This is a genomic window from Coprococcus eutactus, assembly GCF_001404675.1.
Taxonomy (GTDB): domain Bacteria; phylum Bacillota; class Clostridia; order Lachnospirales; family Lachnospiraceae; genus Coprococcus; species Coprococcus aceti.
The window spans coordinates 187,957-201,729 of sequence record NZ_CYXU01000002.1 but is presented as its reverse complement, the minus strand read 5'-3'; the positions used below and the strand labels follow the sequence as shown (position 1 = coordinate 201,729).

Here is a 13,773-nt window from a genome sequence, read left to right as displayed (position 1 = left end):
TTCTCCTTATAAAACATAATATATTTAGTGCTCTTTGTTGGCAAACTTCGTGTATTCCTGCAGCCATACCAGATCCACAGATCCGGTGGCACCTTTTCTCTGTTTAGCTATGATTATCTCCGAGATACCCTTCTTGTCGGTATCAGGATTGTAATAATCATCTCTGTATATGAACATAACCACATCGGCATCCTGCTCGATAGATCCCGACTCTCGGAGATCCGCAAGCACAGGCTTGTGATCCGGTCTCTTATCAACCTCTCGGTTAAGCTGTGACAGCGCTATGATAGGCACATCCAGCTCCCTGGCAAGCATCTTCAACGATCTTGACATATCAGATACGAACTGCTGTCGCGACTCAACTCGTCCCGTCGTGCTCATAAGCTGCAGGTAGTCGATGATGATGAGTCCAAGATTGTTCTTGCTCTTGAGCTGTCTGCATTTTGATCTCAGCTCGGATATGGTGAGTGCTGAACTATCCTCTATGTACAGCGGTGCGGCAGCTATACTCTCCGCACTGGCAAGCACCTGATCCCAGTCGTCCTCAGCCAACTGTCCCGTCTGTACCTTCTGGGAATCAACCAGGGAATCCATGGCTATCATACGCGTTACAAGCTGCTCCTTGCTCATCTCCAGGTTGAATATCGCAGTGGCAATTCCCTTGCGCACGGCAACATGGTGGGCAATATTAAGAACAAATGCCGTCTTACCCATGGCAGGTCTAGCAGCCACCAGTATAAACTCCGATCCATGGAGACCGGTGAGCATATTGTCCAGATCTATGAATCCCGTAGGGATACCTGTTACTCTTGTGTTCTTTCTGGAAGCCTCCTCTATCTGCTCGATAACGTTCATGACGATCCTGTCGATCCCCACAAATTTGCTGGAGCCGTTCCTCTCCTTTATCAGATTGAACACACCACTCTCGGCCTGTTCAAGGAGCTGTTCAACTCCCTCCGAATCAAGATAACAGTCCTTCTCCACTTCCTCGCACAGCTTTATCATCTTCCTGAGTATGGATTTGTCCGCCACGATCTCGGCATAATGCTTGGCATTCACCGATGTCGGAACCGTCTCCAATATCTCCGCTATGGATTTGGTGCTTATGACCTCATCAGGTACATTGTTCTCCTCAAGCTTGTTCTTCAGGGTTACCAGATCGACCGCCTTACCCTCCTTGAACAGTTCTACCATATTCTCGAACAATATTCCGTACTGACCGTAGTAGAAATCCTCCTTAGTCAGCATATCGGACGCCTCCACTATGGCGTCTCTGTCCATGAGCATGGAACCTATAACAGACTTCTCGGCATCCAGATTGTAGGGAAGCTTTTTTCTTGCAAATGCATCTTCCATATTTTATCTATACTCCTTATGCTTCCTCGACCTTTACAGCAAGCTCTGCCTGAACCTCAGGGTGAAGCTTGACCTTCACTGAAAAGCTTCCTAACGCCTTGATGGAGTCCTTCATAACGATCTTCTTCTTGTCTATATCCTTGCCGAGCTGGCTCTTGATGGCATCTGAGATCTCCTTTGTGGATACTGAGCCAAATGTTCTTCCGCCCTCTCCAACCTTAATCTTAACAGTTACTGAAGCCTTCTCAAGCTCTGCCGCAAGTGCCTTGGCATCAGCAAGATTCTCTGCTGCCACCTTTTCCTCATGAGCCTTGCGGAGCTTGAAATCATTCATATTCTTTGGAGTTGCCTCCATGCCGAGCTTCTTAGGAATTATGAAATTTCTTGCGTAGCCCTCATTTACCTCTACCATTGCGCCTTTCTTTCCAAGGCTTTTAACATCCTGTAATAATATGACCTTCATATCCTAAATATCTCCTTCCTTATACATCTCATTCAGGAGCCCAACAAGCTCCTTCTTTATATCCTCTGCTTTCGCATTTTCAAACTGAGCTGCCGCGATATTTGCATGACCGCCGCCACCCATTCTCTCCATGATTATCTGGACATTGACATCGTCAATGGCTCTTGCACTTATCTTGACATCCGCACCCATCTGCGCTATTACAAATGAAGCTCTGACACCTGCGATGTTCAGCATCTCATTTGCAATCTTGGCGGTGAGTACCACCGGCGACTCAGGGCCATCCCCAGGTGTAATGATTGATATGGCAAATGCATCAAGCACCATCTCTGCGTGGCTGACACCCTCCGCCTTCTGTCTGTAGGTCTCTATGTCAGTTCTGAACATCTTCCTTACTCGCATGACATCCGCACCGCTTCTCTTCAGGAACGCGGCTGCCTCAAAGGTTCTGACACCGGTCTTGCTCAGGAAGTTGTCGGTGTCAATGAGTATTCCGGCATACATGGCGTCCGCCTCTGTAGGCCTGAGCTTTATCTTCTCATCCATGTACTGGAGCATCTCTGCGATCATCTCACATGCAGATGACGCAAATGGCTCTATATACGACAGTGTCGCATTTGCAATGACATCCTTTGTCTGCCTGTGGTGATCGAATACCACTATGCTCTTCGCATATGCCAGCAGTTCCTCACACTCCGTGAGCGTAGGATTATTCACATCCGTCACAACTACGACCGTGTCGTCATCGACCAGACTGAGCGCCTGATCGTTGTTGATTATCATATCTGCCGGGTAGGAATTGCTCGAAGTGAAATTGCCGTATATCGGACTTATGGCCGATGACACCTCATTTACAACTATATGCGCCGTCTTGCCCAGCGCAGTCACCATCTTGTATATTCCTATACCTGAACCAAAAGCATCCATGTCCGGATTCTTGTGGGCCATGATTATAACCTTCTCCTTGGTCTCAAGAAGCTCCTTGAACGCAAGAGTCTTAACCCTCGCCTTAACTCTCGTGGACTTCTCCGTTCCCTGACTCTTACCACCAAAGTAGGTGATCCTGTCGGCGGACTTGATAACCGCCTGATCGCCGCCTCGGCCCAGAGCAAGCTCCATGGCGGAACGCGCTGCCTCAAAGTTTTCTATAAAGCTCTTGTAATCAGTACCAAGACTTATACTGAGTGTAAGCGGAAGATCATTTCCGATATTTATAGCCTTGACCTCATCGAGCAGGGCAAATTTGTTCTCCTTGAGCTGATCCAGATACTTCTGTGGCATCACGAACATGTACTTGTCCTTCTCAAGGCTCTTGACTATGGCGTCGACATTTGCCATGTATTTGTTAATCTTTCTGTCGACCAGGGCAACAAGAAGAGAGTGTCGTACTTCCTCAAGCGACTCAAATATCTCATCGTAGTTATCAATATATATGAGACCCGCAACCAGCTTCTGGTCATGGTTCTCCTGAGCGAGCTGATTCACCACTGTCACATCAAACATGTAGAACGCAAGGAAGGTGTCCGTCTTGCCGTGGTGTCTTGAACCACCGTGCGAAGACTTCGTCTCTTTCTTCTGCTCATCAGCCCCATCTCCGTCTGTGCCGGCCTCACCCGGCTGGGCATCCGTCTCTTCCATAGCAGGCTCAACCTTATTCACCTGTACACGTCTGATCTCATAACGGTATTCTCTTCCGTTAAATGCTATCTCTCCCTCGGTGACATCCTCCTGATAAGGAAGACTCTCCTCGGTAACCTCCTCAAATACCTGAACTATATTCAGCTTCATGAGCTTTCTCTTACTGGTCTCCGTTATACCTGAGAACTCGTCGTTCACCCACACAACTTTTCCATCCTCGTCAAGCAATGCGTACGGAACCGGAAACTCCTTTATGAGCTCCTTCTGCATCTTGCCGTGCTCCATGGCAAATTCCACATATCTGTCGCGGGACAAAGCATTCATCCTCAGGAAAACAACAATGCTCACCGCTCCGTATACTGCCGTAAAAATTGTGGCTATAACGCCGGCTCCTATTCCGACAAAATACATGAACACTGTCATCAGACAGAACATTCCTATCAGATACAATGGAACCTGTCTATATCGGTTGTACAGCCCCTCTACATCTCTCTTTTCATTCATATGTCACTGCCCTTCTTATCCTTCCATTCACAATGCAAATGATCAGGCTCAATTCTGAGCCTATACACTTCATAAGTATAACATTGTGCGATTCTGATTACAAGAAATATAGAATTGCAAAAAAATGCAGGTGTGGCAAAACACACCTGCATCTCTTATATATTAATCTGTAAAGATCTATTAACCGTTGATTCTTGCAAGAAGCTTCTTGCCAAGCTCCTCGTTGCCCGGCTTGCCGAGAAGAGCGAACATGTTCTTCTTGTAGCTCTCAACACCTGGCTGATTGAATGGATTTACACCAAGTGTGTATCCACTCACACCACATGCGAACTCAAATGTGTAGAATAGCTCACCGAGAGTGAACTCATCAATCTTGTCGATGTTGATCTGGATGATAGGTATTCCACCATCTGCGTGTGCAAGGATAGTTCCGTTCATAGCACTCTTATTTGCAAAATCAACTGTCTTGCCTGCAAGATAGTTAAGTCCATCAAGATCTGAGTCCTCTTCCTCCATAACAATCTCACATGTTGGATTAACAACATTGATAACTGTCTCGAAATGGTTCTGTGAACCCTGCTGGATGAACTGTCCAAGTGAATGAAGGTCTGTTGTAAAGTCCGTAGCTGTTGGGAAAAGTCCCTTGCCATCCTTTCCCTCGCTCTCGCCGTAGAGCTGCTTCCACCACTCTGATACATAGTGAAGTGCCGGCTCAAAGTTAGCAAGGATCTCGATTGACTTACCCTTGTTGTACAGTACATTTCTTACTGCTGCGTACTTCATAGCATCTGAATCGTCGAAGTCCTGTGCAAGACAATCCTTTCTTGCTGAAGCTGCGCCTTCCATAAGCTTATCTATATCAGCACCGCTTACTGCTATTGGCAGAAGACCAACTGCTGTGAGAACTGAGAAACGTCCTCCTACATCATCAGGAACTACAAATGTCTCATAGCCTTCCTCTGTTGCAAGTGTCTTGAGAGCTCCCTTTGCCTTGTCCGTTGTGGCGTAGATTCTCTTTGCTGCGCCCTCCTTGCCATACTTCTCAACAAGCTTCTTCTTGAAGATTCTTGAAGCGATACCAGGCTCTGTTGTTGTACCCGACTTGGAGATGATGTTGATAGAGAAATCTCTGTCACCGATCACCTGAAGCAGATGAACCATGTATGTGCTGCTGATGTTTGATCCTGCATAGTAGATCTCAGGAGTCTTACGGATTGACTTGTCAACTGAATTATAAAAGCTGTGTCTTAAAGCTTCGATGGCTGCTCTTGCACCCAGGTAAGAACCACCGATACCGATTACTACAAGCACGTCTGAATCTGCCTGGATCTTAGCTGCTGCCTTCTTGATTCTCGCAAACTCTTCCTTGTCATAGTCTACTGGAAGGTCGATCCATCCAAGGAAATCATTTCCCTCACCGGTCTTGTTTACAAGTGTTGCCTTTGCAGCTACTACCTGATCCTTGATTGCTGCGATATCAGCGTCTGTAGCCATGGCTTTTGCATTCTTAAAATCGAAACTTACTGTCTGTGCCATTTGTTTTCTCTCCTTACTTGTATTAAATTTTTCACATTGAATCAATTTTAGCAAATAGGTATACCATAATCAACTATTAATCTCAAAAAACTCCCCCAAAGCCACAACCGGTTTGGAGGAGTTTTCAATTATAACCATGTCTAAAGCACTACTTAACCGTCACTTTGATCTTTGCACAAACACCATTTTCAGACATTACATAAACCGTACATGTGCCCTTACGCACTGCCTTTATAACTCCTGCAGATGAAACAGTTGCCACCTTTGCATTGGATGTTATGAACCTTTCCTTCTTCGTAAGATGGTTTAACGCCTTCTTCTTTGGATTCTCAAGCTTAACCTTCTTGGTGATCTTAAATGTTTTACCTTTTGCAAGGTTAGCCTTGGTCTTGTTCACAGTAACTTTCAGGACATTTGTCTTTGCTGCATAAGGCATTGCAACATGGACTGTATTTGTCCTGCCGAGATATACCTTCTTGCCACCCGACATCTTGTATGCGACTGTAAAATACTTGTATTCTCTCTTATTATTGAGGTTCTTATCGGCATATTTCTGGGACTTCGGTACATTAGCAAGCTTATTGAAGTTGTTCTTTCCATTACAGTATGACCAGTATACATCATATCCTGTTGCACCTTTGACCTTATCCCATGTCAGATCTATTCTTGTTCCTGTTCCCTTTCCTTTCATAAGGAAGAACGGAAGTGTCTTCTTATAGAGTTCTGTTCCACTAGGTTCAACATTTGGAGATTTCTTTATAACAAGACGGCCAATGGCAAATGTTATATTGTAGTTTGGATTTGCACCCTTCTTCTGGCTTGCTGTGATCGTGTATGTTCCGGACTTCTCACCAGCAGCTCTCTTGAGAACAATTCCTGTAAGCTTATCCTTGCCAACAAGTCCCTCCGCTGTAAATGTAAACTTCGGATCCGCCTTGCCTTCATACTTAGATGCGTCATTTGCAGTTACTCTGATGGCTTTTTTGTTTACCGTGATCGCAACCTTTGCAGCAGCTGCCTTATAGTTCTGATTTGCCGCAACGGATACTGTCACAACCGCCTTGCCTGCACCAACTATAGTTACCTTGCCTGTGCCATCCACCTTGACAACCTTTGTATTGCTGCTTGTAAATGTTTTCTTGTCATTTCTACTGCACTTCACATTGAGGGCAAACTTTGCACCTCCATATGTCTTAGCTCCAACCTTTCCTACAGTAAGAGTTGTTCCCGCAGGAGTGATATCTGCCTTTGCTGTCTGCTGCTGGGCATCTTCTGTAAGTATATAGTTTGAAGCGGTCTTTCCGCTGATCTTTATATCTGTGATGCTTACAGTTTTGCCTGTTCCCACATCTGCACTGTCAAATGTTCCTGTAGCTGTAACTGCAATCACATCTGCGCTGACCTTACCATTCAGAACAACGCCTGAATAGTCAAGCTTTGCCTCTGTCTGTCCATCGTAAGCCTTTGATGTAGCTTTGATTCCCGATACAGCAAGTGGTCTTCTGTTGATGGTGATAGTTGCATGTCCGGATATCGTGTCATATCCCCTTGCTGCAACCTTATAATATACAGTGTATGGTTCATCTGAAGCCTGACTGTACTTCGGACTTACAGTCTTATCGCATGCATCCTCAGAAGTTCCATACGTCACAACCGCATCCTCTGGAATATCACCTGTAACTGTTATTCCATATGACTTGCCGTCATATGTCTTTACAATATCTGCCGCTGTTATGTCTGTCGGAGCTTCTCTCTTTGCAACTGTGAACTGAACCGGTTGTGTTACATACTCATTGTAATTGGTTGTAGCACAAACCTTGGCATACATATAATATGTGCCCGGATCTGCCGATCTGGAGTTCTCCCACAATGTTCCATCCGTGTTGCTGTTCTCTGTTGTGTAGTAATACTCTATAACAGGATCCTCTTGTGCTCCTGTAACCGCTGGAGCCTCTACACTGTCGCCAAATGTGTAATCGATTACATCAAATTCAACATTCTGATCAAGTCTCTGTATTTCAAATTCTGCATAAGCCGTAACATCAGCTATCTTCACAACAAACTTATAAGTACCTGCATTTACCGGCGCATTCTCATTTTCCGGATAATCGGTGTCGCCTGTTCCCTCATAATATGTAACAGCTGCATCTCCGGTCTTCTCTGTTATCCAGTTATTAACAACTGCACCTGCATATTCTGTGCCATCATACGCTCTGCTTTCTGCTGTCACAGTACAACTGACCGCCTCGTTTCTGCCCTGATATGCGCAGTGTGCCGGATCCTCAGTTTCATTGCAATATGCAATTATCTTGTTACTGTGGCCTTCTTTTATCTCATACGTCCAGTCATGATAATGAACCATATCCCATGACTTGTTCTGAAGCATGTAATTGGCTGCATTTTCCGTAGTTGCAAGCCCAAATCTGTATGTAGTTACAACCTTCTCTATTCCTAGTGTAACGTCCCACAGTACTACAGTATAATCCTCGTCATATACAAGTTCATCTCCATCCAGCAATCCTGAGAACTGGATTCCCTGTATATATGCATTTTCATCAACAATTACCTTATCCGCTGTGATCGTTTTCTTTTCGATAGTCACAGTCACATCGCCAAATACCGGTGAACACTCATCTGCTGTAACAAGGTAATACACCTTATATGTTCCTGCATTTTTAAGCTCAGGAACCGCCTGTGTGTACGGCTCATCTGCAGCCAGCGAATAACGGATAGAAGCTCCATCCAGGCCATCTGCAATTGTAACAGATGGGCTATGTATCAATCCATCGTAAGTGCAGGTTGTATCTTCTGCAGTTACTCCGGCGATCAGGTCACGTGAGACTGCCTTGGCATCTGACCACAATGAAGCTGGTTTTGTCGTATTAGCCACGTATCTTGTGCGAACATATACCCTCTGATTCTCTTCAAGTCCTGAGATAACATAATTATCTGACACATTCAGATCATCGAGAACTGTCCAGGTCGCTCCATCCGTCGAATACTGATACTGCTGTCCGCCAAGCGGGCTTACAGTCACAGAATCGCCAGTCACGCTTACTATCTCAACGCCTTCGCCGTCTGCAGCACTTTCCATATCGGCTGGTGTTGGATTCTGTATGTCTGCAAGAGTCTTCGGTGCAGATGGTGCCTCCGGTCTTGCTGCAACAGTTATATCAGCAGGTGTATCCTGACTGTCTTTCTTGCGGATACTTATATTTTTACCAAACAAACTATATGATACGTCGTTATCATCTGTTCCCTCAAGAGCTATATCACCATACATATCACTCACAATGTCATATGACTCGCCATCAACAGTGATGATATATGATGTATCGCCATCAAGCTCTGTCAGATTTTCTGTTATATAATCAACCTGTCCTGTAACTGCTCCTACATCAGCCACCGCTCCAACGCTGAATTTGAAACCTATATGTCCGCCATCTTCAACATTTGTCCATGACATTGTCAATCCCGAATCTATTCCTTCAACCAGGGATGCAGCATTCTGACCATTTATTTCAGCAGTTTCCTTTATGTAGCTTGATGAACCTGTATTGTACTCAAATATTCTTCTGGAATCATAGCCCCCGATCCAGTAATTACTTGCCTGTGTTATAGGGGCAAGAACAAATGATGGAGTATCATCTGCCGCATCCGCCGCTTTAGCAACTCCCATCATCGCTATCTGCTGTAATTCACCATTCTTGACAGTGGCAGCAAGCACCGCTTCATCTGCACTGTCAGAGCTTGTAATACTATTTCCAATGTTCGCATCCGCTCCTATTGCAAATGAATGCTGTCCCTCACCAAGTTCAGCATCAAAAATCAGATCGTGAGTATTCATAGGATCAAACGACAATCTTAGAGCTGCAAGCGAAGCCACAGATACTTGTGATGTAGCCGTTTCAGCTGAAGGCTCTGAATCGCTTCTGCTGTACAATCTCCATACTTTGTCGTAGCTTGTTCCAAGCATATAGTTCTTTCCGTCCTTGGTATACAAGCCAACAATATCAACCCCTTTGTCATTGGCCATATAGGCCATAACTCCATTGCTTATATACCAGCAAGTATTTGGCTTTGTCCACGTATTTCCATTGTCACTGGTAGGGATAACTGCCTTTACCGCTCTGCTGGCTGTGCCATCCACCACGCACCTGTACCAGTATCCATGAGTCGGGGTGAACGTATATGTACTTCCATTTGCACCTTCAATATCTGTAAATGGTCCACGCTTACTGGTTGCGCTCTGCCACTGATATGTTGCAGCTTCCCCTGTCACGTCCATAACGAGAGTGATTGAACTATTCGTCATATTCTTGCCATATGGATATCCATTGTTCATGAATACAACTTCTTCCTCCGAAGGATCTGTATTGCCTCCGCCTGAAAAGCCACCGATCTGAAATGTTATTTCATTGCCGCTGGCGTCCACGATCTTGCCAGCATTCAGATCAATACTTCCTATGTAAATATCAGGGAATACATAACCATTGTAATATGTCCACGTATACAGATAATACACACCCGTGGTACCCATATCTATTCCCTCTCCGGAAATGGTATCCGTTCTGTCATATGTACCTGAACTCCTTGAGAACGAGTTCTCCGTTATCCAGCCTTTAAATCCGCAGCCTTCAGGTGACTCGGCACTCGCCCATCCACTGTACCTATGGCTGCTCAGATAATCACCAAAGTTTGTGAGATCTCCAGTCGTGAACTTCTCAGACTGAATGCCAAGCTTGCAGCTCGCGCTGGCATAACCGCTGGTTGTCCACCCCCACTTGAGACCTCTCATATGTCCATCTGTGCTTATATCCACGTCTGTTACCTTGATATTCTCCATAGCCGCTGCGTAGGCAGTATTCTTACCACCTATCGAAATCAAACACGTTATGACCATGAAAGCTGTCATGAGCCATGCCATAACTTTTCTGCATAGAATTCTTTCTTTCATACACTTCCCTCTCTTTCTCAATAAAACCTCTTTTTCGTGTGTCCGTTAATGTTTTCTCTCTGCAACCATTACCTCCTGTTAATTCTTGACTCTTTCCCTTTAACAATTTATGATAATTATAATTCGTACATCAATGTTCAAGTCAACAATATTTTTGCGGTATTTATGCAATATTCACAATTTTTTTTGTCTATTTTTAAGGGGAGGGAAATCATATGAATCACGCAAATAAAAATCTGTATCAAATTGGGGAAGTCACTAAAATGCTTGGAGTGACAAGAAGAATGCTGTTAAACTACGAAGACCTGGGGCTTCTGACACCCGCACACAAAAATGAGAGCAGCGGTTTCCGCTACTACTCTGCCGATAACATCGTACATATACGAATTATAAAAGTTCTTCAGGGACTAGGATTATCGTTATCCGAGATTAACAAGTACTTCAATAATACCGAAAAGCTTGAGGATGTCATTGAACGTATGACTGCGCTCCGTTCCCAGCTGGATCTGTGCATAGCCCAGCTTCAGCTGCGTCAGTCCCAGACATCAGAACCGGAGATCCATTTTACCACTCTTCCCTCATTCACTGCATTTTGTCAGGAGTTCAAAGACTCTGATCTGGCCAGAAAAACTGAAGATCTGCGCAAGACCTTTATCGAGGCAACAAAAAAATATCAACTGGACACCACAGGCAAAATGTGTACAGAGGTTTTTGTCGAATCAACATCCGAAGGAAGATATGTCATACCTGTCGCAGCAGATCCTGACACCAATGACGAACACATAAAAAAACTTCCACAGACTGCAGCTATCTGTATATACTATCGTGGTCCATATGAAAATTTCGACACTGTCCAGAAAAAACTATTGGACTATGCAAAAGAAAACAATCTTGCGACCTGTGGTTATTTTCGCAATTCATTTATGGAGGGTCCTCCAACCCACGGAGCAAATAAAGATGCTTATATCACACAGATCGCACTGCCAATACACAAAAGCTCTCCGTTCGGATCGGCATGATCCGCACAGAGAGCTTCTGTTTCTGATACCACTATTCAATTTTCATCTCATTCAAAGACCTGAACTCATATCCCTCCTTCTCCAGGTTTGTGAGAACCGTATCAAGTGCCTGCGCATTGGACGACGACACATTGTGTATGAGAGGAATGGCTCCCGGATGATGATATTTCGCAAAATGATCAATGACATAGTCCGTCCCCGGCTGATTGTTCACATCATAATCAAGGTAAGCCATACTCCAGAATATGGTCTTATACCCCATATCCTTAGCCAGCTGCAGAACCTGTTCACTGTACTCACCGCTCGGCGGTCTGAAATACATATCCATTTCATACCCAGTTTCATTCCTCATAAAGTCTGAGCACTCCTTTAACTCACTTTTCTGCTCCTCCACACTCTTCTCCGGCATGCACGGATGATGCACCGTGTGGTTTCCCACCTGATGTCCCTCCTCCTTCATCCTCTTTACTATATCCGGATTGTCCCTTATGTAAGTCATCGTCACGAAGAAGCAGCCCTTTGCATTGTGCTTTTTAAGCACATCCAGCATCTGCTCTGTATATCCGTTCTCGTACCCACAGTCAAATGTCAGATACATCACCTTTTCATTCTTCTCAGCACACACTCTGTCCACGTAGAACGCATCGTACTGCTCCAGCGGAAAGCTGTTGTCACAGCCACTCATTCCATGATTTTTGTCCCGCACTATGTACCATGAATATTTCTTTGTCGATATCTGGCTGTAATCCCTGAGTCTGGTCATATCCTCACCCCGACTCTCCCCGTCTGTGTCCGTGTTACTCTCCGCATCTTCCGTCTTGTCTCCCGATTTTTCTTTTCCTTCCGCATCACCTTCCCCATTCTTCGCACCGTCCGCCTGACACTCTGCGTCCCCCGGAGTCGCCACCATCTTGGACAGATCCTCCTTGTCATATATGGAGCATCCGCTGAGCACGGCTCCGATCACGCAGGCAGCATACAGTCCTGCTATCAAGTACAGCTTTCTCACTATCTACCATCCTGAATTTATTGGCTTCTGCAGGCGGCTTTCACCTGCATTTCATCTGCCACGCACCTGCTCATCAACACCCCTGCTATCCGTCCGCAAGCATTTTCTTCATTATTCCGTCAAGCAAAGCATCATAATCTGACTTATCACTCCGCTGTGCTTTCCGCGCAGGCTTCGCCTTTCTTTTTATCCTGTCATTTTCATCTGTCTCACTGCATGCTGCCATGGCCTCAACAGTATCCTGCTTCGTCGTCTGTTTCTCTTCTTCCTTTTTCAATCTGTTTGCCAGGCTGTTGCCCAGATAATTTCTGGCGCTGTCACGCAGAGTCCTCATATGCCATTCACAATTCCACTGGTTATGAGCAGCCACCAGCACTATGCAGGCTGCCAGTCCACACCCCAGCATCTTCAATGTCTCCACGCCATCGCCTACTACATAATATTGATACGCCGCTGCAAATATGCCTGTCCCAGCTGCGGCCACTCCCATATTTTTCACAAATCCATTCCACACATTTATCGGTATAAAACCTATCTTCAGCCTGTCTATGTACTTGTCCACAAATGCGGCAGTGTCATGTATGTTCACATCCAGCGATGTTATATCCTCATACCGCCTGCGCATCTCCATCAATTGTTTTTTCCGCGTCGTTCCCATGCGCTCAGCCGCCTTTGCCAGTCTTGCAAGATAACTGCTCATCACAGCCCGTCCTGTCAGCCCTATACACCCACACACTATCATCACATACATACACACATTCTGATTCAACAAAATTTCAAACATAGTTTTCCCTCTCTTTTCAATTATTCGATCATATCCTGTCAGGGCTTAACCCCATATCCGTTTGGCCGGTCCGGATGGTAGTATTATATGAGCGACATTCCGGGGTATACAATTATTTTCGCTCGACAAATGTTTGTCTTTTGCATGCTCTTTTGATATACTTCAAGATGAAAAAAGCAGGATACATACATCTTAGAATGTATCAGCGAATATTAAAATGATTGGTTAAGTACAATAGAAAAGAGGTATTGTTATGGTTTATAAGACTAAAGGAACCTGCTCTGTCGAGATCAACTTTGACGTCATCGATGGCAGGCTGCATGATGTAAAGTTCACCGGAGGATGCAATGGTAACCTCAAGGGTATCGGAGCTCTCGTAGAAGGCATGAAGCCAGAGGACGTCATCGCCAGACTTGAGGGCACAACCTGCGGTTTCAAGCCGACTTCATGCCCGGATCAACTGGCTCAGGCACTCAAGCAGTATCTGGCTTCAGCACAGTAACAGGA

At 45.2% G+C, this 13,773-nt stretch carries 9 protein-coding genes; 2 read left to right on the top strand and 7 right to left on the bottom strand.

The genetic code is table 11. From position 1 onward, the window contains the following. Nucleotides 1-24: 24 nt before the first annotated feature. The 5 genes from dnaB to ARA78_RS05240 form a co-directional block, all read right to left on the bottom strand. A complete protein-coding gene (dnaB, locus tag ARA78_RS05260) occupies nt 25-1,356 on the bottom strand; it encodes a replicative DNA helicase (RefSeq protein WP_015534513.1) in 1,332 nt (443 codons plus the stop codon). A 16-nt stretch (nt 1,357-1,372) separates the two neighbouring features. Then, nucleotides 1,373-1,819: a 50S ribosomal protein L9 gene (rplI, locus tag ARA78_RS05255; protein WP_015534512.1), complete on the bottom strand. Its 447-nt coding sequence runs from the start codon at nt 1,817-1,819 to the stop codon at nt 1,373-1,375. Between the two features lie 3 nt (nt 1,820-1,822). Then, the gene (locus tag ARA78_RS05250) at nt 1,823-3,961 is read right to left on the bottom strand and encodes a DHH family phosphoesterase (protein WP_015534511.1); all 2,139 of its coding nucleotides are present in this window, start codon (nt 3,959-3,961) and stop codon (nt 1,823-1,825) included. 180 nt (nt 3,962-4,141) lie between these two features. Beyond that, complete coding sequence (locus tag ARA78_RS05245; protein ID WP_055272057.1) at nt 4,142-5,497, bottom strand: glucose-6-phosphate isomerase; 1,356 nt, start codon at nt 5,495-5,497, stop codon at nt 4,142-4,144. A 148-nt stretch (nt 5,498-5,645) separates the two neighbouring features. Then, entirely contained in the window at nt 5,646-10,454 is a 4,809-nt protein-coding gene (locus ARA78_RS05240) for a YDG domain-containing protein (RefSeq protein ID WP_055272056.1), read from the bottom strand. Nucleotides 10,455-10,669: 215 nt separating this feature from the next. Between ARA78_RS05240 and ARA78_RS05235 the strand changes: the two genes are divergently transcribed. Next, entirely contained in the window at nt 10,670-11,473 is an 804-nt protein-coding gene (locus ARA78_RS05235) for a MerR family transcriptional regulator (protein WP_055272055.1), read from the top strand. A 31-nt stretch (nt 11,474-11,504) separates the two neighbouring features. Here ARA78_RS05235 and ARA78_RS05230 read toward each other — a convergent pair whose 3' ends face one another. Then, nucleotides 11,505-12,482 (bottom strand): polysaccharide deacetylase family protein, encoded by a 978-nt coding sequence (locus ARA78_RS05230; protein WP_022215998.1) that lies wholly within the window; start codon nt 12,480-12,482, stop codon nt 11,505-11,507. 85 nt (nt 12,483-12,567) lie between these two features. After that, nucleotides 12,568-13,266: a hypothetical protein gene (locus ARA78_RS05225; RefSeq protein ID WP_022215999.1), complete on the bottom strand. Its 699-nt coding sequence runs from the start codon at nt 13,264-13,266 to the stop codon at nt 12,568-12,570. Between the two features lie 253 nt (nt 13,267-13,519). Here ARA78_RS05225 and ARA78_RS05220 point away from each other — a divergent pair, with 253 nt between their 5' ends. After that, nucleotides 13,520-13,768 (top strand): TIGR03905 family TSCPD domain-containing protein, encoded by a 249-nt coding sequence (locus ARA78_RS05220; protein ID WP_015534506.1) that lies wholly within the window; start codon nt 13,520-13,522, stop codon nt 13,766-13,768. Nucleotides 13,769-13,773: the final 5 nt, after the last annotated feature.